This is a genomic window from Streptomyces sp. SudanB25_2051, assembly GCF_964272635.1.
Classification (GTDB): domain Bacteria; phylum Actinomycetota; class Actinomycetes; order Streptomycetales; family Streptomycetaceae; genus Streptomyces.
The window spans coordinates 2255154-2276668 of the sequence record NZ_OZ186787.1; the positions used below are offsets into that span (position 1 = coordinate 2255154).

At 75.8% G+C, this 21515-nt stretch carries 18 protein-coding genes and 2 tRNA genes; 14 read left to right on the forward strand and 6 right to left on the reverse strand.

Features of this window, described 5'->3' with window-relative positions:
• Positions 1-9 precede the first annotated feature (9 nt).
• Complete coding sequence (locus ACSUPT_RS09970; protein ID WP_399219293.1) at positions 10-534, forward strand: hypothetical protein; 525 nt, start codon at positions 10-12, stop codon at positions 532-534.
• 30 nt (positions 535-564) lie between these two features.
• Here the strand turns inward: ACSUPT_RS09970 and ACSUPT_RS09975 are convergent, their stop codons facing one another.
• Positions 565-1161, reverse strand: a complete 597-nt coding sequence (locus ACSUPT_RS09975) for a histidine phosphatase family protein (protein WP_351965892.1) — start codon at positions 1159-1161, stop codon at positions 565-567.
• Positions 1162-1318: 157 nt separating this feature from the next.
• On the opposite strand from ACSUPT_RS09975, the gene ACSUPT_RS09980 reads away from it, so the two are divergent.
• The 6 genes from ACSUPT_RS09980 to ACSUPT_RS10005 all read left to right on the forward strand — a co-directional run bounded on the left by ACSUPT_RS09980 (position 1319) and on the right by ACSUPT_RS10005 (position 6994).
• On the forward strand, positions 1319-2575 hold the full coding sequence (locus ACSUPT_RS09980) for a hypothetical protein (protein WP_399219294.1): 1257 nt from the start codon (positions 1319-1321) through the stop codon (positions 2573-2575).
• Positions 2575-4188, forward strand: coding sequence for a hypothetical protein (locus ACSUPT_RS09985; protein ID WP_404143147.1), 1614 nt, complete (start codon positions 2575-2577; stop codon positions 4186-4188). The genes ACSUPT_RS09980 and ACSUPT_RS09985 overlap by 1 nt, the downstream gene beginning before the upstream one ends.
• An 8-nt stretch (positions 4189-4196) precedes the next feature.
• Complete coding sequence (locus tag ACSUPT_RS09990) at positions 4197-5531, forward strand: AAA domain-containing protein (protein WP_399219296.1); 1335 nt, start codon at positions 4197-4199, stop codon at positions 5529-5531.
• Positions 5532-5751: 220 nt separating this feature from the next.
• Positions 5752-6114: a hypothetical protein gene (locus ACSUPT_RS09995; protein WP_351965895.1), complete on the forward strand. Its 363-nt coding sequence runs from the start codon at positions 5752-5754 to the stop codon at positions 6112-6114.
• A 159-nt stretch (positions 6115-6273) separates the two neighbouring features.
• Positions 6274-6930, forward strand: a complete 657-nt coding sequence (locus tag ACSUPT_RS10000) for a bifunctional DNA primase/polymerase (protein WP_351965896.1) — start codon at positions 6274-6276, stop codon at positions 6928-6930.
• Positions 6921-6994, forward strand: a tRNA-Lys gene (locus tag ACSUPT_RS10005). Before ACSUPT_RS10000 ends, ACSUPT_RS10005 begins: the two co-directional genes overlap by 10 nt.
• Positions 6995-7063: 69 nt before the next feature.
• Here the strand turns inward: ACSUPT_RS10005 and ACSUPT_RS10010 are convergent.
• Positions 7064-8311 carry a M6 family metalloprotease domain-containing protein gene (locus ACSUPT_RS10010; protein WP_361655205.1) on the reverse strand — a complete coding sequence of 416 codons (1248 nt, stop codon included), beginning with the start codon at positions 8309-8311 and terminating at the stop codon, positions 7064-7066.
• 653 nt (positions 8312-8964) lie between these two features.
• Here ACSUPT_RS10010 and ACSUPT_RS10015 point away from each other — a divergent pair.
• Positions 8965-10704, forward strand: coding sequence for a putative bifunctional diguanylate cyclase/phosphodiesterase (locus ACSUPT_RS10015; protein WP_436946191.1), 1740 nt, complete (start codon positions 8965-8967; stop codon positions 10702-10704).
• Between the two features lie 322 nt (positions 10705-11026).
• Here ACSUPT_RS10015 and ACSUPT_RS10020 read toward each other — a convergent pair whose 3' ends face one another.
• A complete protein-coding gene (locus ACSUPT_RS10020) occupies positions 11027-12220 on the reverse strand; it encodes an LLM class flavin-dependent oxidoreductase (RefSeq protein ID WP_436944079.1) in 1194 nt (397 codons plus the stop codon).
• 59 nt (positions 12221-12279) lie between these two features.
• Positions 12280-12987 carry a decarboxylase gene (locus ACSUPT_RS10025; RefSeq protein WP_403504964.1) on the reverse strand — a complete coding sequence of 236 codons (708 nt, stop codon included), beginning with the start codon at positions 12985-12987 and terminating at the stop codon, positions 12280-12282.
• Positions 12988-13056: 69 nt separating this feature from the next.
• Here ACSUPT_RS10025 and ehuB point away from each other — a divergent pair, with 69 nt between their 5' ends.
• The 6 genes from ehuB to ACSUPT_RS10055 all read left to right on the forward strand — a co-directional run bounded on the left by ehuB (position 13057) and on the right by ACSUPT_RS10055 (position 17328).
• The gene (gene ehuB / locus ACSUPT_RS10030; RefSeq protein ID WP_351965900.1) at positions 13057-13962 is read left to right on the forward strand and encodes an ectoine/hydroxyectoine ABC transporter substrate-binding protein EhuB; all 906 of its coding nucleotides are present in this window, start codon (positions 13057-13059) and stop codon (positions 13960-13962) included.
• Entirely contained in the window at positions 13959-14618 is a 660-nt protein-coding gene (ehuC, locus tag ACSUPT_RS10035) for an ectoine/hydroxyectoine ABC transporter permease subunit EhuC (RefSeq protein ID WP_351965901.1), read from the forward strand. The genes ehuB and ehuC overlap by 4 nt, the downstream gene beginning before the upstream one ends.
• Positions 14615-15265 (forward strand): ectoine/hydroxyectoine ABC transporter permease subunit EhuD, encoded by a 651-nt coding sequence (gene ehuD, locus ACSUPT_RS10040; RefSeq protein WP_436944080.1) that lies wholly within the window; start codon positions 14615-14617, stop codon positions 15263-15265. The genes ehuC and ehuD overlap by 4 nt, the downstream gene beginning before the upstream one ends.
• The gene (locus ACSUPT_RS10045; RefSeq protein WP_399219300.1) at positions 15255-16055 is read left to right on the forward strand and encodes an amino acid ABC transporter ATP-binding protein; all 801 of its coding nucleotides are present in this window, start codon (positions 15255-15257) and stop codon (positions 16053-16055) included. The genes ehuD and ACSUPT_RS10045 overlap by 11 nt, the downstream gene beginning before the upstream one ends.
• Before the next feature lie 170 nt (positions 16056-16225).
• Positions 16226-16984: an IclR family transcriptional regulator gene (locus ACSUPT_RS10050; protein WP_351965903.1), complete on the forward strand. Its 759-nt coding sequence runs from the start codon at positions 16226-16228 to the stop codon at positions 16982-16984.
• 270 nt (positions 16985-17254) lie between these two features.
• Positions 17255-17328 (forward strand) — tRNA-Lys (locus ACSUPT_RS10055).
• Between the two features lie 112 nt (positions 17329-17440).
• Here ACSUPT_RS10055 and ACSUPT_RS10060 read toward each other — a convergent pair.
• Both ACSUPT_RS10060 and ACSUPT_RS10065 read right to left on the reverse strand, forming a co-directional pair.
• The gene (locus ACSUPT_RS10060; RefSeq protein WP_436944081.1) at positions 17441-20032 is read right to left on the reverse strand and encodes an SPFH domain-containing protein; all 2592 of its coding nucleotides are present in this window, start codon (positions 20030-20032) and stop codon (positions 17441-17443) included.
• A complete protein-coding gene (locus tag ACSUPT_RS10065; protein ID WP_436944082.1) occupies positions 20029-21354 on the reverse strand; it encodes a peptidoglycan-binding protein in 1326 nt (441 codons plus the stop codon). The genes ACSUPT_RS10060 and ACSUPT_RS10065 overlap by 4 nt, the downstream gene beginning before the upstream one ends.
• Positions 21355-21515: the final 161 nt, after the last annotated feature.

Consider the following 21515-nt stretch of genomic DNA (forward strand, 5'->3'; position numbering starts at 1 on the left):
GGTGGGCGGATGACCGAGACGACTCCCGGCGCCTGGTGGGCGCTGCTGCCCGACCACGCGCGCGTGGCGGCCGACGGGCACGTCCTGCGCGACGCGCGGCTGCTCGCCGTACGGGCCGTCTGGGAGGCCGGCCGCCCGCTGGGCCTGGGGCTGCGCGAGGCGCAGCTCGTGGTGCACGACCGGTACGTCCACCACGGCGACCGCATCGCGTACCGGCCGGACCCGCCGCTGGACGCGCGGACGCTGAGCGAGCTCGCCGCCGGGGCGCCCGGCCGGGTGGCGGCGGTGGCGGCCCTGTGGGACGGGGACACCGTGCACGACTGGTTCGTGGACCTGGTGGCGGTCACCGAGGAGCCGGCCGGCGAGCGGCGGCTGACCACCGTGTACGCGGACCGGGCCCGGCGGTGGCTGGACGGCGAGCCCCACGCGCCGCGCCACCCGTCGGCGGTCGTCGCCGAGCGGGTGGGGCGGGAGGTCGCGGCCCGGCTGGCGGTGCCGTTCCGCTTCGCGAGCCCGGACGGGCCCGCGTACTGACCGCGGGGCCGGGCCGCCCTACGCGCGGGCCTACGGCTCCATGTGGCCGGTGTCGTTCCAGCGCTCCAGGGCCGGCATGCCGTACGCCCAGCCCAGCACCGACAGGCTCGTCGGGTCGAGGCGGACGCGGGCGCCGAACGCGATGTCCTCGCCGAGCCAGCGCGCGGCGATGGTCCGCAGGATGTGGCCGTGCGCGAAGACCGCCACGTCGCGGTCGGCGGAGCGGGCCCACTCGACGACCTCGTCGGCGCGGGCCGACACCTGCGCCAGGGTCTCGCCCTCCGGGACGCCGTCGCGCCAGATCAGCCAGCCCGGCCGGGCCGCCTGGATCTCGGCGGGGGTGAGGCCCTCGTAGGCGCCGTAGTCCCACTCCATCAGCGTGTCCCACTCCTCGGCGCGGCCGCCGAAACCGGCCAGGTCGCAGGTCTCACGCGCGCGTACGAGCGGGCTGGTGCGGATCTCGTACCCCTCCAGGCCCGCCCAGCGGCCCCGGTGCAGCCGTTCGCCCAGGAGCTTGGCGCCCTGCCGGCCCTCCGGGAGGAGGGGGATGTCCGTCCGGCCGGTGTGCCTGCCGAGCAGCGACCATTCGGTCTGGCCGTGCCGGGCGAGCAGGATGCGCGGTGCCATGGGGCGTACTCCTGGTGGTTCTTGCGCGAGGGGTGCACACGACGGCGGGTGCAGCGACGTACCCGTCCATCATCCCGCACGCGCGCGCGGCGGCCCGGAGGCGGGCGGGCGGCCCGAACCCGCCCCGGTTGTCAGTGGCGGATGCGAGACTTCCGCGGTGAGCGATTCCCTGGGCAGCGGACCGCGTCCGGCTCCGCGATCCCCGCAGACCCCGCACGTCCCGCCGGCCGCCCCGCACGGGCCGGAGGTCCCGCGCCAGTCCGCGCTGCGGCGGCGGCTCGCCGAGCTGCGCGGCCCCGCGGCGGCCCCGCACCCGCTGGACGCCCGCGCGCTGGCGGCCCTCGCCGCGAATCCGGGCTGCCGCCGCCGCGCGCTGCTGGACGGCGCCGGCGTCGACAAGGCGGCCCTCGCCTCGGCGCTGGGCTCCCCTTCCGGGTACGGGCAGTCGCAGTTCGCCTTCATGCGGGGCAACGCCTTCGAGGCGAAGGTCAAGGCCGACGGCGGCGCCGAGCTGCTGCGGCTCCTCGGAGCTGACGCCCCGGACGAGGTCGACACGCCGGATCTGGCGGCGGCCGGGCCCGAGGGGCGCGCGGCCCGCACGGCGCTGGCGCTGCGGGAGGCCACGGCGGCGGGCCGCTGGGCGCTGCTGGACCATCCGATGCTGGCGCTGGAGGTGGCCGGCTCGCCGGCGTACCTGGAGCCGGACGCGGTGGTGGTGCGGCCGGACGGCGGGTGGACGGTCGTGGAGATCAAGTCGTTCCCGATGATCGACGGCTCGGCGGACGCGGCGAAGGTCGGCGCGGCGGCCCGGCAGGCGGCGGTGTACGTGCTGGCGCTGGAGCGGGTCGCGGCGGTCACGGACGGCGCGGAGGTGGGCCACACGGTGCTGCTGGTCTGCCCGAAGGACTTCTCGAACCAGCCGACCGGCTCGCTGGTCGACGTGCGCAAGCAGCTGGCGGTGACCCGGCGGCAGCTGGCGCGGCTGACGCGCCTGGAGGACATCGCGGCGGCGGTCCCGAAGGGCGTGACGTTCGATGTGGCGGCGTGTTCGGCGGAGCAGCTGACGGCGGCCGTGGAGGCGGTGCCGCACGCGTACGCGCCGGAGTGCCTCGCGGCGTGCGAGCTGGCGTTCCACTGCCGGGACCGGGCGCGCGACGCGGGCGCCGTGGAGGCGCTGGGCCGTTCCGTGCGGGGTGAGCTGGGGGGTCTGACGACGGTCGGGGAGGTCCTGGCGGCGGCGCGCGGCGAGGCGGGCGACCCGGACGACCCGGCGGTCGCGGCGCTGCGGCGCGCGGCGGCCCTGCGCGCGGAGGCGGTCGCCGAGGCGGCGCAGGCGGCGGGTGCCGACGGCCCGCACGGGGTGCCCGCGCAGGGCCCCGCGGCGGACGCGCGGACCGGGGCGGGGGCGGCCTGATGTCGCTGATCTCGACCCTGGCGCGGCTTGAGGCCGTCGAGACCGGGCGGGCCCGTCCGCTGGCCACCGTCCGCCACCGGCACGTGTCGGACACGCCGCTGGTGTTCGTGCCGCTGACCACGTCCGGCGAGGCCGGCGCGCCGCTGGGCGCCCTGGTCGGCACGGACCGGGACGCGCCGCGCCTCCTGGCCGTACCGCAACCCCGCGACCGGGACCTTCGCTTCACGTTCCTCGCCGACCTGGCGGAGGCGGTGCTGCCGTACGTCGACGCGTACGCGGACGCGGTGGAGCCCGCCGAACAGTCGCAGACCGATCCGGAGACCGGCAAGAAGGTGAAGGTCGAGGTGGAGCTGTGCCTCGACGCGCCGCAGCTGGTCGTGCCGAGCCGGGCGGGCGTGGAGTACGTACGGCTGCTGGGCCGGTCCATGCGGTTCCGGCGCACGGCCGAGCAGGACCCGGAGACGCCGTTCCCCGCGCCGCCCCGCGTCCCGCTGCTGGGCCGTTGGCTGACGCACTACGGGGAGCGGGCGCGGGTGCCCGGCTCGTCGCTGCTGCTCGCGGCGACGGACCTGCTGAACCGGCACTGGGCGACCGGCCAGTCGTCGCTGGAGGACCAGCACCTGGGCGCGCTGCTCGCGTGGATCGACCCGCCGGACGGCGAGTCGGGCGCGGCGGCGGCCCTGCGCGCGGAGCTGGGCCGGGACCGGGACGGGCAGCTGCTGTGCCCACCGGCGGGCCCGGCGACCGACCCGGCGTTCGACAACCGGCTGCTGGCGCCCGCGATCGAGGCGTACGACCGGGCCCGGCAGGCGCTGGCCGCGGCGGAGGACGGCGAGGCGGCCGACGAGCGGCTGGGCGGCCTGTACCGGGCGGAGCGGCACATCAGGGAGCTGCTGCTGGCGCAGCTGCGGCCCACGTGGGACGCGGTGTGGCGGGCGCTGGACCTGGTGCGGGAGCTGCCGCCGGGGCGGCGCGTGGCCGACCGGTGGACGCGGGACCGCTGGTCGTTCACCGGGCACCGGGACCGGGTGCGCGCGGGTGAGCCGCCGCAGCCACGCCGGGACGACGCGGTGACGGCGGCGCGGAAACTGGCCGCGCGGGAGAGCGCGCAGGCGCAGCTGGAGGCGCAGGAGGCGCTGGACGACCCGCTGGTGATGGCGGGGCGGCGGCTGGCGGGCGAGGCGTTCGCCGGGGAGGTGGTGGACGTGACGATGACGTGGACGGAGTCGAAGCGCCCCTCGCCGCGCCCGCTGGTGAGCGTGCGGACCGACGACGCGCCGCACCTGGGGCCGGGCGTGAAGGCGTACCGCTCGCTGGACGGCCGCCCGCAGGCGGCGGAGTTCGCCGGGTACGCCGAGGACGGGGCGCCCCGGGAGGGCGGCGGCCGGACGGTGGTGCTGCGGGTGCTGGACCGGATGGGCCGGTCGCGGGAGCCCGCGCCCGGTTCCGTACCGGAGAAGGGCGACCGGATCGTGTGGACGCTGTTCGAACACGATCAGCGGGTGGGGCCGAAGCTGCCCGACCCGGAGGAGACGCCGTGGACGCACGGCGGCCCGCCCCGCCAGGACGCGGCGGAGGCGCCCGATCCGGTGACCCCGGAGGACGTGCTGTGAGGAGTCAGGTGAGCCAGGTGTTCGACCCGTCGGCCGCCGCGGCGGAGGCGACCCGCGCGATCCTGGAGGACACCCTCCACGGGCAGGCGCGGGGCGTCGTCGTGGACTCGCCGCCCGGCGCGGGCAAGTCGACGCTGGTGGTGCGGGCCGCGCTGGAGCTGGCCGCCGCCGGCCGCCCGCTGATGGTGGTCGCGCAGACGAACGCGCAGGTGGACGATCTGGTGCTGCGGCTCGCCGAGAAGGAGCCGGAGCTGCCGGTGGGGCGGCTGCACGCCAGCGACGCGGACGCGTACGACAAGGCGCTGGACGGTCTCGACCAGGTGGTGAAGTCCACGAAGGCGGCGGACCTGGCGGGCCTGCCGGTGGTGATCTCCACCGCGGCGAAGTGGGCGCACGTGAAGGGCGTCGAGCCGTGGCGGCACGCCATCGTGGACGAGGCGTACCAGATGCGGTCGGACGCGCTGCTGGCGGTGGCCGGGCTGTTCGAGCGGGCCCTGTTCGTGGGCGACCCCGGGCAGCTGGACCCGTTCTCGGTGGTGGGCGCCGACCAGTGGGCGGGGCTGTCGTACGACCCGTCGGCGAGCGCGGTGTCGACGCTGCTGGCGCACAACCCGGACCTGCCGCAGCACCGGCTGCCCGTGTCGTGGCGGCTGCCCGCGTCGGCGGCCCCGCTGGTGTCGGACGCGTTCTACCCGTACACGCCGTTCCGCGCGGGCACCGGCCACGGCGACCGGCGCCTCGCGTTCGGCACGGCGTCGGACGGCTCGGCGGCGGACCGGGTGCTGGACGAGGCGGCCGAGTCCGGGTGGGGCCTGCTGGAGCTGCCGCCCCGGCACACCCCGCGTACGGATCCGGAGGCGGTGCACGCGTGCGCGCTGGTGGTGCGCAGGCTGCTGGACCGGGGCGCGGCGGCGGTCAGCGAGCGCGCCGAGCGGCCGGTGCCGGTCACGGCGGACCGGGTCGCGGTCGGCACGGCCCACCGCGACCAGGCGGCGGCGATCCGCGCGGCGCTCGCGGACCTGGGCGTGACCGGGGTGACGGTGGACACGGCGAACCGGCTGCAGGGCCGCGAGTACGACGTCACGGTGGTGCTCCACCCGCTGTCGGGCCGCCCGGACGCGACGGCGTTCCACCTGGAGACGGGCCGCCTGTGCGTCCTGGCGTCCCGCCACCGGCACGCGTGCGTGGTGGTCTGCCGCGAGGGCGTCACGGACCTCCTGGACGAACACCCCTCGACGGAGCCGGTCCAGCTGGGCGTGACGGTCAAGTTCCCGGACGGCTGGGAGGCCAACCACGCGGTCCTCTCCCACCTGGCCGAACACCGCGTCGCCTGGCGACCGTGACGACGGGCACGGCGCCGCGGGTGCCTGCCCGGCGCGGGACCGGCAACACGCGCGCCCACGCCCTGCGCCTGCGCCTGCGGCACTTCCCGGGGTGGCGAGCCGGGCCTTACCCCGGGTAGCCGGGCTTGGCCCTCACGTGGTCTTGCGGGAGGCGGGACAATGGTCGGTGGCCGTCTCACCGAGGGGGGCGGCGGTACGGCGAGCGGGATGGGAGTCCTCCATGGCGGAAACCGAGCGGACCGGGCAGCAGCGGCGGCTCAGGCCGGCGCCCCTGCTCTTCGAGCCTGCGGAGGCCGCCGCCGATCCGGAGCACTTCTTCGACCTGGAGTCCATCGAGGACCCGCGTGAGCTGCTCGCCCGGTCGACCGAGCTGACGCTCGCCTTCCGCGCCGCCGCCGACCGGGCGCTGGAGTACCAGGCGATCGCCGCCGCGCAGCTCGCGGACCCGCGCCGGTTCGACCGGCTGACCACCGCCGACATCGCCGAGCGGGCGGAGTGGACCGAGGACTACGCGGTGAAGATGGTCGAGTTCGGCCGCGACCTGCTGCGCGACGGCGGCGCCCGCGGCGGCGACGGGGACTGAGCGGCCCCCGGAAATCCGGGCCGCGCGACCGGGTGCCGTGCCCCGCGGGCACTCGGGCGGCATATGCCGAGGGCGAAAGATACCCCTCCGGCCCCCCGCCTGTCCCCGTTTCCGAGAACTCAGCGAGATCACTCCGTCACACACGGTAGACCTGAGTGCATGAGTACCTGGCTGCGAGAAGAGACCCCGCTGAGCCCCGCCCACGCCGACGTGGACGAGCGTCGTCCCGACCTCTTCCGGCGCCTGCGCGACCAGGCACCTCACCACACCGCGCAGGTCACCGCCGACGGCGCCGAGTGGCTCGTGTCCGCGTCGCAGTACCCGGCCTCGACGCTCGCCCTCTGGGAGGCCCGCCCCACCGCGCCGGCCGTCCTGCCCTGCGGCGCCGCCTTCGACGTGGTGAACGTCCCGGCGGTCTTCGGCCGCCGCCTGCTCGACCGGCTCTGGGAGGAGGGCCCCGGCTCCGGGCCCGTCGCCGCGCACCTGGGGCGGATGCTGCTGTTCACCGCGCCCGGCACCAGCCGGCGGCTGCCCGCGCTGCTCCGGTGGGAGGAGTGGGGCGACGCCGTCCCGCCCCTGCTGTGCCACGGCGTCGGGGACGCGGTGACCATCCCGCCGCTGGCGTCCACCGCGTCGGACGGGCCCCGCTGGGTCGTGGCGCCCGACACGCGCACGCCCTGGCTGCCGGGCCCCGAGGTGATGCTGTGGGCCTGCGTGCGGGTGGCGCGCGCCACATCCACCCGTGACGTGCGGGTATCGATTTCTCCTGACCCCGACCAGGGTGCTAATGTCTACGACGTCAGCAGGCGCCGCTAGCTCAGTTGGTTAGAGCAGCTGACTCTTAATCAGCGGGTCCGGGGTTCGAGTCCCTGGCGGCGCACAGACGGAAGAAGCCCCTCGCGCGAGCGGGGGGCTTCTTCGTGTGCCCGCAGATCCGGGGCGGGCGGCGCTACGGGGTGATCCGTACCGTCCAGCCGCCCGCGACCGTCCGGTGCAGGACCTCCACGCGGACGCCCTCCTCCGGCACGGTGAACGCCTCGCCCTCCGCCACCGGGGCGTCCGCGAGCGGCGGGTACACGGACCGGTCCGGGCACGCCTCCGTCAGCGGGTGGGCGTCCAGCACCTCCACGGGCCCCGCGCCCGACTCGGTGCCGCCCCGCACCCGGTAGACCAGCACGCCCTCCGAGCACGTGCCCCGGTCGTTGCCGGCCGCGCCGCGCGCCTCGAACGCCAGGACGCTGTCCCGTCCCGTGCGGACCACCGCCAGGCGCGGACCGGGCGCGGGCGGCCCGCCGCTCTCGGCGGCCAGCGGCTGGAGCGTCACCAGCTGCGGCTCCCGCACGCAGCGCACCTGGTGCGCGCCGATCCAGCCCAGTTTCCACTTGTGCCAGCCGAACGGCTCCGGTGCCAGCGCGAACTGGCTGCCCATGACGTCCCAGTCGCCCACATGGGTGTCCCAGTCGCCCTTGCCGTCCACGGGCCGGTTGTACAGGTCCGGCAGGTCGAAGACATGGCCCGTCTCGTGGGCCAGGACGTTCCGGTCCGGTGGATGCCGCTCGAAGAGGGTGACCACCCGGTGGATGCCGGTGCCGTCCGCGCGCAGCGGTGTCCGCAGGTTGACGACCTTCGTCGCGTCCGAGTCGACGCCGGGCGCGTCCGGGTCCGCGACCAGGTAGACGATGTCGTACCGGGAGAAGTCGACGACCGGGTCGGCCGCGGCGAGCGCGTCGCGCAGATAGGCGGCCCTCCGGTCGGGCGCCCAGTCCCGCTGTATGGCGTACGCGGTGGACGGGCTCGGCATCCGCAGCCAGCCGTGCCGGGGGTGGGCGCGGAGCGTGAACCGGCCGTACGAGGCCCGCTCGAAGAACTCGCTCGTGTCGGGGAAGTAGTCGGCGGCGATCGTTTCCGTGGCGTGCGCCGGTTCGGCGTCCGGGAAGGAGAGGAACAGCATCACCGCGTCGAGCGTCCGCTCCGGCTTCGGGTAGGCGGCGTTCCAGGTGTCCAAGCCCAGCGAGTGGTGGGCGTCGGTGCGCGGCAGGGCGCACGGGCCGGCCGTCGGCTCGCTCGCCGCGGGCCCGGAGGCCAGGCCGGTGGCGGCGATGGCGGCGAGGGAGAACACACCGGCCGCCGCGGCGCGCAGGCCCGGACGGCGGCCGCCCGCTCCTGCGGGTGGCTGCGGCGGCTGCTGACCCTCCACGTCGACCTCCGGGTGCGAGATACGGGACGTCCCCCACCCTGTTCCGTTTTGTGGCGGTATGCCTTGTTCCGCTGCCCCAGGCGGGTGAGCCGTAACACGGCCGGAGCACGGCCACCCCCTCACCGACAGTCACATCCGGTCAGACCCGGACCGAGGGGCGCCACACCCGCGCAGAAACGATCGGGCGTGTCCGTTGGGCCGTTCGGCCGTTGTCCACAGGCCGGGGGGTCGCTGAAACGGCCCCACGGCAGCCTCGGGGATCGGCGCGCGTTCCCCCGGCTGACCTCGCCCGACCACATCTGTACGTCACAACTGCCCTGCGGGAGCGAGCGGTGAGCGGAACTCCAGAAGGACCGGGACACACAGCAGTCGCACAGACCGGCACCGCACTCCGGACGACCACGGTGCGTGAGGCGGGCACGGCGTCCGGCGGCGCCGGCGGCGGTCCGGCGCACCGCGAGGGGCCCCCCGCCCACGGGCCCGCCGCCCGACCGGCCGAGGGCACCGCCGGCCCGGAGGCGGCCGAGCCCACCGCCGACCCGGAGGCGGCCGAGGACACCGCCTCCCCTCACCCGGCCGAGGGCACCGGCGCCCCGGAGCCGGCCGGGCTGCTGCGGGACGTCCACGCGGCGTTCAACGCGGCGCAGCTGCCCATGGCGGTGGTCGACGGCGACGGCCTGGTGGTCAGCGCGAACGACGGGCTCGCCGCCCTGGTCGGCGCCGACCCGGCGGCCCTGGCCGGCCGGACCGCCGCCGAGCTGGTCGACCTGGGCGCCGACAGCCGCGTGTGGCACGCGTACCGGGAGGTGCTGCGCGGCCACCGCTCCCGCTTCCGCTGCACCCGCCGCCTCAAGCACCCCGACGGGCGGTCGCTGTGGGCGGAGGTCACCGTCGCGCCCGTGCCCCGCAGCCGCCATGTGCTGCTGTCCGTCGCCGACATCAGCGACCGCCGTGAGCTGCAGGCCCGGCTGCGGCACCTCCAGATGCACGACCCGGTGACCCGGCTGCCCAACCGCACCCTCTTCTTCGAGCGCCTCACCACCGCCCTGGAGAACGCTTCGCAGGACGCCCGCGACGCGCACGGCGGGGACGGCGCGCACGACGCTGCCGGCTCCCCCGGCCCGTACGGCTCCTACGACGCGTACGGCGAGGGCGGCACGGGCCGGATCGGCCTGTGCTACCTGGACCTGGACGGCTTCAAGGCCGTCAACGACACACTGGGCCACCGGATCGGGGACCGGCTGCTGGCCGCCGTCGCCACCCGGCTCACCGAGTGCGCCGAGAGCGACGCCTACGCGCGCGGGGGCGGCCACCTGGTGGCACGGCTCGGCGGCGACGAGTTCGCCATCCTGGTCGAGGACTCCACCGGCACGGAGCAGCTCGCCGCGCTCGCCGGGGCCGTACTGGCCGCCGTGCAGCGGCCGTTCGACCTGGCGGGGCAGCGGCTGTCGGTGTCGGCGTCGATCGGGGTGGTGGAGCGGCTCGCGGCGGGCACCACGGTCAACGGGCTGATGCAGGCCGCCGAGACGACGCAGTACTGGGCGAAGGCCGACGGCAAGGCCCGCTGGACGCTGTTCGACCCGGAGCGCAACGCGCACCGCATGACCCGGCAGGCGCTCAGCTCCACGCTGCGGCCCGCCCTGGAGCGGGGCGAGTTCACGCTGGAGTACCAGCCGCTGGTCGGCATGGCGGACGGGGCGGTGCGCGGGGTGGAGGCGCTGGTCCGGTGGAACCACCCCCGGTTCGGCACGCTCGCGCCGAATCGGTTCATCGGAATTGCTGAAGAAGACGGGTCGATCGTGCAGCTGGGCCGGTGGGTGCTGCGCACCGCGTGCCGCCAGGCCCGCCGCTGGCAGACCGAGCACCCGGAGGCCCGGCCGCTGTTCGTGAGCGTCAACGTCGCCGTGCGGCAGGTGTGGGATTCCGACCTGGTCGCGGACGTGGCGGAGATCCTCGACGAGACGGGGCTCGAACCGGGGCTGCTGCAGCTGGAGCTGACCGAGTCGGCGGTGATGGGCTCGGCGGGCCGGCCGCTGCGGGCGCTGCAGGCGCTGAGCGGGATGGGCGTGCGGATCGCGATCGACGACTTCGGCACCGGCTACTCGAACCTCGCCTACCTGAGCCGGCTGCCCGTGTCGGTGCTGAAGCTCGACGGGTCGTTCGTCCGCGGCTTCCAGGACGAGGCCCATCCGAACCCGGCCGACGAGGTGATCGTCGAGGCGATGGTGTCCCTGGCGCACCGGCTGGGGCTGACGGTGACGGCGGAGTGCGTGGAGACGGCGGGGCAGGCGGAGCGGCTGCGGCGCATCGGCTGCGACACGGGACAGGGCTGGTGGTACTCCCGTCCGGTGCCGCCCACGCGGGTGCCCGACCTCCTGAGGCCCGCGTCCTGAGGCCCGTCGAGGCACGCGTCCTGACGGCGGGCCGCGCGACGGGACACTCCTGGGGACCGCCCCTGGCCGGGGAGGGTGGGCCTTTCCGGGCAGGGGCGGTGGTTTCAGCGGTCTCCCGGGCCGCGCCGAAAGGGCGGTGGGGCAAGGGAGTTGACGTATTGATAGCCGCCGCACCCGCACCCCGTCAATGGTCTGGACCAAATCGGGACCCGGTCGGCACGGCCCCCGCCCGCCCGCCACGGACCGGCACCCGCAGGAAGAACCGCCCGCCACCACCGGTGACGAGCGGTCCGGTCCGCGCCCCGGGAGGCCGGTGCGCCCCTCAGGAGGCCGCGGCGCCGCCCTCCGCGGCGGGACCGCCCGAAGGATCCGCGCCGTCCATGCCGTACGCGTCCGCGATCAGCTCGTACGAGCGCAGCCGGGCCTCGCCGCCGTGGACGCTCGCCGTGATCATCAGTTCGTCGGCGCCCGTGCGCTTCTGGAGGTCGTCCAAACCGGTCCGCACCTCGTCGGGCGTGCCGTGCACCACGTTCGCCAGCCAGCCGTCCACGAAGTCCCGCTCGACCGGGCTGTACGGGTACGCCTCCGCCTCCTCCGGCGTGGGGACCAGTCCGGGGCGGCCGGTGCGCAGCCGCACCATCGACAGGGCGCCGCTCAGCGCCTGCCGGCGGGCCTCGCGCGGGTCGTCGGCGGCGATCGCGGAGACGCCGATCAGCGCGTACGGCTCGTCCAGCACGGCCGAGGGGCGGAACGACGAGCGGTACAGGTCCAGCGCCGGGATGGTGTTGCGCGCCGAGAAGTGGTGGGCGAACGCGAACGGCAGGCCGAGCGTCCCGGCGAGCCGCGCGCTGAACCCGGACGACCCCAGCAGCCACACCGGCGGCCGCCCCGCGGGCCCCTGCACCGGCCCGGGCACGGCGTGGATACGCGCGTACGGGTGGCCGTCCGGGAAGTCGTCGTCCAGGAACCGGATCAGCTCCGCGAGCTGCTGCGGGAACTCGTCGGCGCCCTCGTCGAGCCGGTCCGCGCGGCGCAGCGCGGCGGCGGTGGCGCCGTCCGTGCCGGGCGCGCGGCCCAGGCCCAGGTCCACCCGGCCGGGCGCGAGCGCCTCCAGGGTGCCGAACTGCTCGGCGACGACGAGCGGCGCGTGGTTGGGCAGCATGACACCGCCCGAGCCCAGCCGGATGCGGCTGGTGTGGGCGGCCAGATGGGCGAGGATCACCGCGGGGGACGAGGAGGCGACGCCCGGCATCGAGTGGTGCTCGGCCACCCAGTGGCGGTGGTAGCCGCGCGCCTCGGCCAGCCGGGCGATCTCCACGCTGGTGGCGAGGGCGCGCGACGCCGTGGAGCCCTGGCCGACGGTCACCAGGTCGAGGACGGAGAGCGGTACGGGCGCCGTGCCCCGCGCCGCGCCCCGGACCGGGTCGTGTGGCGCGGGCCGTACCGGCGCCGACGCGTCGTCGCGCCGTACCGCCGCCGTGGCGTCCGTCGCCGTGTCCTGTGTCTGGTCGCTCACCGGTGGGCCCTCCTGCGGATGACGTCTCTACGCCACCCCTAACAGGAGGCACCATCCGGTTATTCCCGGCCGCTCCCCCGCCGGCCCGGCTCCCACACGTCCCTCGGGCCGCGCCGCACGAACAGCGCGCCCAGCTCGTCGGCCCACGCCCCGTGCCGCTCCGCGAGCCGCAGGCCCTCCCACACGGTGACGAGCGTCCCGGTCAGCACCGGCTTCCCGGCCGCCGCCTCCGCCTCGGGGACCTCCGCGACCGTCGGCACGGACGTGTCCGGGACCAGTACCGCCTGCGCGCGCGGGTCGTCGGCCGCCCGCACCAGCTCGGGCAGCGGCAGCCCGCCGCCGTGCGCCCGGGCCTCGCCCACCACCTCGACCCCCGCCGCGCGGAGGAAGCGGACCACCGCGCCCGCCACGTCCTCCGGGTAGCCGCCGGCCACCGCGACGCGGGTCGCGCCCACCGCGCGCACCGCGTGGACGAATCCGATCGCCGTGCTCGACGCGGGGATGCCCGCCGCCAGCGCCAGCGCCCTCGCGTGCGCCCGCGCCTCCTCCCAGCCCGGCCCGAACGACTCGCTCGCCGTCGCCCACACCACCGCGTCGGCCGCCGCCAGGCGCAGCCGCTCGGCACCGGCGGCCAGCCGCTCCGGGTCGGCGCCGGGACCCTCGTACGGGACCGAGTCGACGCGGATGTCGCTGCCCAGCAGCGTCTCGATACGGCGGTAGTCGTCCTCCGGGTGACCCTCCGGGCGGAGCAGTCCGACGGTGGTCATGGCACAGCCTCCTGTATTCGGTGGCGCCGATCCGGCATACCCCGCGCGGGTCCGGGTAGCGGCGCGCCCATGGCTCGTACAGCTCGTCGCACAGACAACAGGGACAGGGAATCAGGATCGGTGAGACGCCGCGCGCTGCTGCTCGGCGCGGCGGCGTTCGGCGTGTCGGGCGCCCTCGGCGCGGCCGGGTGCTCCCGCGTCCCGACCGGGGACGCCCTCGCCCGCCTCAGGTCGCAGGGCACCGTGCGGCTCGGCATCGCCGGCGAGGTGCCCTACGGGTACGTCGACGAGCAGGGGGCCTTCACCGGCGAGGCGCCCGAGATCGCCAAGGTCGTCTTCCGGCGGCTCGGCATCGAGCGCGTCCAGCCCGTGGCGACCGACTTCGGGTCCCTCATCCCCGGCCTCAACTCCCAGCAGTTCGACGTCGTGTCCGCCGGCATGTACATCAAGGCGGAACGCTGCCGGCAGGTGCTCTTCTCCGATCCCGAGTACCAGATGCTGGACTCCTTCGTCGTGCGGAAGGGCAACCCGCTGGGGCTGCGCTCGTACGAGGACGCGGTGCGCCGGCGGGCCCGCCTCGCGTCCGGCGCCGGATACGCGCAGGCCGAGTACGCCGTGGCCGCCGGGTACCCCGAGAAGGAGCTCGTCATTCTCCAGGACCAGGTCGCCGGGCTGAACGCGGTCGAGTCCGGCCGGGTCGACGCCTTCGCGGCCACCGCCCTCACCAGCCGCCTGGTGGTGCGCGGCAGCGCCAGGACCGAGGCCACCGCCCCGTTCGCCGCCGTCGTGGACGGCAGGCGGCGGGTCGACGGCGGCGGCTTCGCGTTCCGCCGCACCGACCGCGAGCTGCGGGACGCCTTCAACGCCGAGCTCCACCGGATGAGGCGGAGCGGCGAACTGTTCCGCGTCATGCGCCCGTTCGGCTTCACCCGCGCGGAGATGACCACGCTGACCGCCGAGGAGCTGTGCCGATGACCATGGGACTCTGGCAGAACTGGGTCCTGCCCGGCATCTGGGTCACCGTCCAACTCCTCGTCTGCAGCGCGCTGCTCGGCGCGGTCGTCGCCTTCGGCGTCGGCATGGCCCGCACCCACCGCTCCCGTCCGGTGCGGTTCGCGGCCACCGCGTACACGGAGGTCTTCCGGGGCGTCTCCGCGCTGGTGCTGATGTTCTGGCTGTTCTTTGTCGTACCGCCGCTGCTGGGCTGGCAGTTGGTGCCGATGTGGGCGGCGGTGCTCGCCCTCGGCCTGTCGTACGGGGCGTACGGCGCCGAAGTGGTGCGCGGCGGCCTCGGCGCCGTACCCGCGGCGCAGCGGGAGGCGGCCGTGGCGCTGAGCCTGACGCCGTGGCAGCGGATGCGTCTGGTGCTGCTGCCGCAGGCCGTGCCGGAGATGCTGCCGTCGTTCTGCAACCTGCTGGTGGAGCTGCTGAAGGGCACGGCCCTGGTGTCGCTGCTCGGCGTGGGGGACGTGTCGTTCGCCGCGTACCTGGTGCGGCTCGCCACCCAGGACAGCGCGCAGATCTACACGGCGGTGCTCGTCGTCTACTTCGTCCTCGCCCTCGCGGTGACCCGCTCCATGAAGGCGCTGGAGCGCCGGGCGAAGGCCAATGCGGGGGTGGTGGCCAAGTGACCTGGGACTGGTCCGCCGTCGCGGACTTCCTGCCGGACTTCGCCGACGGGCTGCTGGTCACCCTGCGGATCCTCGTCCTCGGCTCGCTGATCTCGTTCACGCTGGGCCTGGTGTGGGCGGCCGGGCTGCGCGCCCGGAGCAGGCTGGTGCGCTGGCCGGTGAACGCCGTCACCGAGTTCGTCCGTACGACACCGCTGCTGGTGCAGCTGTTCTTCCTGTACTTCGTGCTGCCCGAGTGGGGCGTGCAGTTCTCCGCGCTCACCACCGGCACCCTCGCCATCGGGCTGCACTACTCGACGTACACGGCGCAGGTGTACAAGGCGGGCATCGACGCCGTGCCCGCCGGGCAGTGGGAGGCGGCGAAGGCGCTCAGCCTGCCCGCGCACCGCACCTGGTCGGCGGTGATCCTGCCGCAGGCGGTGCGCCGCGTCGCGCCCGCGCTCGGCAACTACGTCGTCGCCATGCTGAAGGACACCCCGCTGCTCGCCGCGATCAGCGTGCTGGAGATGCTCCAGCGGGCGCGGCTGGAGAGCGCGGCGACCTTCCAGTACACCGAACCGCTCACCGTCGTCGGTGTCGCCTTCGTCCTGATCGCCTACCCCGCTTCCCTGCTCGTCCGCACCCTGGAGCACCGCCTTGTCCACTGATCCGACCACCGCCCCGCACGCGTCGGCGGCCGCGGCCCCGGCCGCCGGCGCCTCCAGCGAACTGATCCGCTTCACCGACGTGTCGAAGCGCTTCGGCGGGAACACCGTCCTGGACGACCTGTCGTTCACGGTCGACGCGGGACGGCACGTCACCCTGATCGGCCCGTCCGGGTCCGGCAAGACGACGATCCTGCGGATGCTGATGACGCTGGAGCGGCCCGACAGCGGCACGATCGAGGTGGGCGGCCGGCGGCTGTTCCCCGCCGACGAGAAGCGGCGCCGCGAGGTGCGCAAGGACATCGGCATGGTGTTCCAGCAGTTCAACCTGTTCCCCAACATGTCCGTCCTGCGCAACATCACCGAGGCGCCCGTGCGCGTCCTCGGCCTGAGCCGCGACGAGGCCGCCGAACGGGCGCGCGGGCTGCTCGAACTGGTCGGCCTCGCCGACAAGGAGGACGCGCGGCCCTCGCAGCTGTCGGGCGGTCAGCAGCAGCGGGTGGCCATCGCGCGGGCGCTGGCGATGCGCCCGAAGGTGCTCCTGCTCGACGAGGTGACGTCCGCGCTCGACCCGGAACTGGTGGCCGGGGTGCTGGATCTGCTGACGGACATCGCGCGGAGCACCGACATCACGATGGTGTGCGTCACGCATGAGATGAATTTCGCCAGGGACATCTCGGACGAGGTTCTCATGTTCGACGCGGGACGCGTGATCGAATCCGGTTCACCGGAGAAGATCTTCTCCGCGCCGGAGCACGAACGCACCCGCGAATTCCTGGGCGCGGTGCTCTGACCTCGCCTTCCCCTGCCCCGCCGTGCCGTCGGCACATGCCGCCGGAAAACGCCGCGGTGTGCACGGCGGGGAAGGGGCCTCTTCTTGCCAACGGGTGGCCCGTAAAAGGCCCTTGGCGGTTATCGTGGTACGGAAGGTAGCTTGCGGTCACAACCTGGTAGGGGGAAACCGTGGCGCTGAAGCCCGAGCCGACCGCGCCGTTCCACTCGGTGCAGTACGCCCTGCGCGTCCTCGAGACGGTGTCCCGGCACGGCGGCGGGGTCACCGACGCGCAGATAGCCCGCGAGACGGGCCTGCCCGCCGCGCATCTGACGCCGCTGCTGCGCATGCTGCGGCGCGAGGGGTACGTGGAGCAGGTCGCCGACGGCGCGTACATCGTGGGCGACTCGCTGGTGCTGCTCGGCTCCGGCGTCACCCGGCGCGAGGCGCTGGAGGCCAAGCTCCAGGAGACCCTCACCGAGCTGCGAGACTCCGTCGGCGCCGCGGTGTACATCAGCCGGTACATCGACGGCGAGGTCAAGATCACGCAGATGGCGGACGGCCCGCACGCGCCGAAGGTCAACGAGTGGGTCGACTTCCGCTCGGCCGCCCACGCCAGCGCGGTCGGCAAGTGCCTGCTGACCCAGCTCGACCAGAACGAGCGGCGCGACCACCTCTCCCGCCACAAGATCGCCCGCCTGACGTCGCGGACGATCACCAGCGAGCGGGTGCTGTTCTCCAAGCTGGACAGCCAGCCGCCGACCGTCCCCGTCCTGGACCTCCAGGAGTACGCGGTGGGCACGGTCTGCGCGGCGGTCCCGCTGACGGCCGGATCGTCGGTGGGCTGCCTCGCCCTGTCCCTCCCCATCGAGCACGCCCACCGGCTGCGCTCCGCGGCCGACACCCTGAACCGCAAGGCCGCGCCGGTCGTGCTGTCGCTGGCGCTCTGAGCACTGCGGGCCTCCGTCCCGGCGGGTGCGGGGCGCCGCGGCTTCGCGTCCCGGTGCGGGGTTGCCCCGCGGCCGGGTGAGGCCGTGGGCGGGGGTCGCCCAGGGGGCGTGTGAGGCAGTGGGGCGGGGCCGGGGCGCCGGGTGAGGTCCGGGCCGGCGGGGCGGGCTGTGAGGGGGCGCCCAGGCCGGTGGTGCGGGCCGTGGGGCGGGAGCGACTGGTGGTGGTGCGGAGCACCCCCGAGGACCAGGTAGTATTACTTCTGTCAGCGGGCGCCGCTAGCTCAGTTGGTTAGAGCAGCTGACTCTTAATCAGCGGGTCCGGGGTTCGAGTCCCTGGCGGCGCACAGACAGGAAAGGCCCCTCGCGAGAGCGAGGGGCCTTTCTGTTCGTCCTCTGTGCCTGCCGGGCCCCGCCTGCCGGCTGGTACCTGCCGGGGCCGGGCCTGCCGGGGCCGGCTCAGGCACCCCGCTCGGCGGCGGCCGGAAGGGCATGGCCCGTGTAGAACGCCACGGTCAGATCCCGCACCAGGTCCTTGCGCTCGTAGTCGTCCAGCTCGACCAGGCCCCGCTCGGTGAGCCGGCGCATCATGTCGTCCACGGCGTCCACGACCGAGCCGAGCACCGCGTCCCGGTGCTGGGCGTCGATCGCCGCGATCCGGCGCCGGCGCATCGCGGCCGCGATCTCCGGGGCGTACTCGATCCGCGTCGGCTGCGCCGAGAACACCTCGATACCGACCGGCGCGCACTCGGCGGCGACCATCCGCGTCATCGCCTCCCCCACCGCGTCGGCGTCCCGCAGCGTCGGCTCGCCGCCGTGGAACACGTCGGCGGGCAGCCGGGACAGGACGCGCGCGAGGGCGGCCTCCACCTGTTCGCGCAGGTACCGCTCGTGATCCGCCACGGCGAGCGCCGCCCGGACCGTATCGCGGACCCGCCACACCACCAGCACGACGACCCGCAGCGCCGTGCCGTTCGCGTCGACCGCGGGCAGCGGCTCGCTGCGCCAGTGCCGGAGCCGTACGTCGAGACGGCGGCGCAGCAGCAGCGGGCTCACCCACAGCAGCCCGGTCCGGCGCACGGTGCCGCGGTAGTCGCCGAACAGGGTGAGCACCGAGGCGTACCCGACCCGGCCGCGCACCAGCCCGCCGAACGCGAACATCGCCAGCAGCAGCCCGCAGGTGAGCAGCGCGGACGTGCCGACCGGCAGCCCCCGGTACGGGCGGAACGGCAGGCCCAGCACCCGGCCGAGACCCTCCGGCAGGGCACCCGCCCACCAGGCGGCGAACCCGCACGCGGCGAGCGCGACCGCCCCGGCGGCCAGGCCTACCCAGCCGGGCAGCGCCACGCCCTCCCGCTCGACCGGCGCCGCGTCGGGGACCGTGCCCCGCCGCGCCCCCGCGTGCCGCCCGCGCCGGCCGCCCTTCGCCCGCGTCCCGGCGGCCGACGCGTCCGGGGCGCTCCCGGCCCGCGCGTCGGTACGCCCCTGGGGCCGCGCCCGCCCGGAGCGGGGCTGCGGGGCGGGGGCGTCGCCGGTACGGGGCTGCTTACGGTGGCCGGCCGCCCCGGCGGACCGGAGCGCGGCCACGCCGCCGGGACGGCTCGGGTTGTACGGTTCCGGCCCGCCCTCGGGGGCGGGGTCGTGCGGTTCCTGCCCGCTCGCGGGGGCGGCGCCGTACGGCTCGGGGCCGGGGGCCTCCACCAGCGAGGGGACCGCTCCGGGAACCGCCGTCGGGGCGGGCACGCCGATGGCGTCCGGGGCGGGAGCGGCGACGGCCTGCGGTACGACCGCCCGGAGGGGGGCCGTCTCCTCCGGGGCGGACACCGGGACGACGGCGGGTCCGTCGGCGCGCGGCGCGTACGCCGACGCGGGCTGCTCGGTGGACGTCGGCACGACAGCGGCGGGCGCCGTCCCGGGCACCGGGGCCATGGGCGCTTGGCTCATGGGCGCCGCCGGGCCTCCCGGCTGCGGTCCGACGCTCGACGGGGCGGCGCTCTGCGGGGCGTCGGGCGCGTGGGTCTCCGCCTGGACCTCCGCCTCCGGGGCCTCGACGTCCGGGACTTCGGCCTCCGGGGCGCCCGCATCCGGGGCTTCCGCCGACCGGGCCTCCGGCTTTTGGTCGGCGGGGTCGGGGAGGAGCGACGGTTCCGCGTCCCGTCCCGGTTCGGGGGCGCGGTGCCTGCCGGTCGCGCGGGGCTGTTCCTCCGGAGCCTCGACGGCGCCGGGGCGGGCCGCATCGGGGGCGGGGCCGCCGGAGGACTCGCTGACGGGAGCACCTTCAGCGGCGGACGGACCCGGCTCGCCCAGGCGCAGCGCCTCGGCAGACAGGGCCTCGGCGCAGAGCGTCCGGTCGGCGGCCGGGGGCTCCGGCACCGGGTCGTGGGCGTCGTCGCGTACCGGGTGGGGGGCGTCCTCACGTACCGGGGCTGGGGCGTCGTCGCGTACCGGGTCGGCCGACGGCGGCTCGTCGCGCACCGGGTCCACGGGGGCGGGCGTGGCCGTCGGGCGCGAGTGTTCCGGTCCGCGGTCCGGGAGCGGCGCATCCCCGGTCGGGCCGTCACCGGCCGGCATGGGCGGGGCGGTCGGGGCGTCGGCGGCCGGCATGGGCGGGGCGGTCGGGGCGGACAGGGCGTCCATGGGCGTGGCCGGACCGGTGGGTGCCGGGGCCGGGGCCTCCCTGGGCGTGTCGGTGCGGGGCGGTGCGGCGACCGGGGGCTCCGGGGCCGTCGGGGCGGACGGTCCGCCCGCCGGTGTGACCGGCCTGACGTGGACCGGCGCGCTCGGGCCCGCCTGCACCCGTCTGACGTGGACCGGAGTCGTGTCGGCCGGGCGGGGGGTCCGGTCCGCCGCCGGGGCGGGGTCCTCGGGCGCCGGGGCCTTCGGGGCCGCGTCCGCGGGGGCCGGGGCCGTGCGGGCCCGGGTGGCGGGGGCCGGCCGGGTGAGGGCCGGGTCCGTGCGGGGGCCCTCCACCACCACCGAGGGGGTCGGCTGCAGCAGGTTCGGGACGTCCACCGGGGGCTGGGGCGTCCTGCGGGTGTGGTGCTCGGTCATCGGAAGAGCCGCCTCCATGTCTCCGGGCCCGGGTAGCCGTCGGCCGCGCCGCCGCGCCACCCCTGGGCGCGCTGGAAGTCCTGGACGTTGCGCCGGTCCGCCTCGCTCCAGCGGCGGTTCGGGCCGGTGCGGTAGTGCTTGCCGTAGCCGCGCCGCACCAGTTGGCGGCCCAGCGTCTCGACGTGCTGGTTCGACTGGCCGGGCCGGAAGTGGGCGCGGCCCGGGTACGGGGGCGGCGACTGGCCCGCGGCCGGCGGGATGTCGCGACCCGTGCCGGTGGTGAGGAGGCGCCAGGTGTGCGGCCCCGGCAGCCCGTCCGCCTCCGTGCCACGCCAGCCCTGCGCCCGCTGGAACGCCGCCGTCGCCCTGCGGTCCGCCGCCGTCCACACGGGGCCGGGCCCGTCCTCGTAGAACCGCGCGCCGCCGCGCTGCACGAGCATCCGGCCGAGCCGGGTCACATGGGCGTTCACCGCGCCGGGGCCGAAGTGGCGGGCGCCGGGGAAGGCCGTCGCCGGCTGGGAGCCGCCCGTGGGCGTGCCGCCCGCGGTGCCGTCGGCGACGACGCCGAGGTAGCGGTAGCCGACGTACCGGTCGGAGTTGTTCCAGTACGCCAGCGGGGTCGCCTGCTTGCGGGTGTGCGGCTTCGTCTGCTCGTACGCCAGGTAGTGGGTGCGCCGGTCGTCCGTCCAGCCGCCGAAGATCGTGACGTGGGAGCCCTTGGTGGGGTTCGCCGGGTTGTGGAAGAGCAGGATGTCGCCCGGCTGGAGGTCCGCCCAGGCGATCTTCTCCGCGTAGCGGTGGAGGCTGCCGGTCCACTCGTTGGCGGGCAGCTTCCACGCCATGGAGACATAGCCGGAGCAGTCCTGGCGGTAGCCGTCCGACCAGTACTTCTCCATCGAGTACGGGACCTTGGCCGCGACCCACCGCTCGGCGCGCTCGATGATCTCCGCCCGGGTGACCTTCGGCAGCGGCGCCTGCGCGAGGGAGCCGCCCGCGGGGCCGGCGAGGGGGCGGCCGTGCAGTCCTGCCGTCCCGCCCTGGGGGTGGTCGCCGGACGGGTCGTCGTCCGTGTCGCGCCCGGCCGGCCCCGCGGGGTGCGGCGGGCCCGCCGGGTGCGCGGTGCCGGACGCGGCGGGTGCGCCGCCGCCCAGGACGACGCCGGCCGCGGTGAACAGGACGAGTGCGCGCCGCGCGCCGTGCGCGGCGGGGTGCCCGCCCTCCCGTACGGCACGGCGCAGCACGAGCTCCCGCCGTCGCCGGGCGCAGCCGGGGCAGGGGCAGTCGGCGGCGGGCTCGTACTCCTCGAAGACAGGAACGGCCATACGGTTCTTCCCCTCGACACTCGACGAGATCTCTCCGTGCATACGGCATTTTGACCGTCAAAAGGGAAAAAACGACCATCCGACAGGCCCGGTGGGCCGGGAAATTCTCGGGCGACCCGACTGCCGGACGCCCGGGTGGTCGGGAGCACCCCTCCGCGTCG

Excerpts from the sequence above, each read along its gene's own strand:
- ehuB (WP_351965900.1), top strand. The coding sequence starts at position 13,057 with ATGGCTCGTACAGCTCGTCGCACAGACAACAGGGACAGGGAATCAGGA.
- ACSUPT_RS09970 (WP_399219293.1), top strand. The coding sequence starts at position 10 with ATGACCGAGACGACTCCCGGCGCCTGGTGGGCGCTGCTGCCCGACCAC.
- ACSUPT_RS10015 (WP_436946191.1), top strand. The coding sequence starts at position 8,965 with ATGGCGGTGGTCGACGGCGACGGCCTGGTGGTCAGCGCGAACGACGGG.
- ACSUPT_RS09985 (WP_404143147.1), top strand. The coding sequence starts at position 2,575 with ATGTCGCTGATCTCGACCCTGGCGCGGCTTGAGGCCGTCGAGACCGGG.
- ACSUPT_RS09975 (WP_351965892.1), bottom strand. The coding sequence starts at position 1,161 with ATGGCACCGCGCATCCTGCTCGCCCGGCACGGCCAGACCGAATGGTCG.
- ACSUPT_RS10000 (WP_351965896.1), top strand. The coding sequence starts at position 6,274 with ATGAGTACCTGGCTGCGAGAAGAGACCCCGCTGAGCCCCGCCCACGCC.
- ehuC (WP_351965901.1), top strand. The coding sequence starts at position 13,959 with ATGACCATGGGACTCTGGCAGAACTGGGTCCTGCCCGGCATCTGGGTC.
- ACSUPT_RS09995 (WP_351965895.1), top strand. The coding sequence starts at position 5,752 with ATGGCGGAAACCGAGCGGACCGGGCAGCAGCGGCGGCTCAGGCCGGCG.
- ACSUPT_RS10025 (WP_403504964.1), bottom strand. The coding sequence starts at position 12,987 with ATGACCACCGTCGGACTGCTCCGCCCGGAGGGTCACCCGGAGGACGAC.
- ACSUPT_RS10060 (WP_436944081.1), bottom strand. The coding sequence starts at position 20,032 with ATGACCGAGCACCACACCCGCAGGACGCCCCAGCCCCCGGTGGACGTC.
- ACSUPT_RS10065 (WP_436944082.1), bottom strand. The coding sequence starts at position 21,354 with ATGGCCGTTCCTGTCTTCGAGGAGTACGAGCCCGCCGCCGACTGCCCC.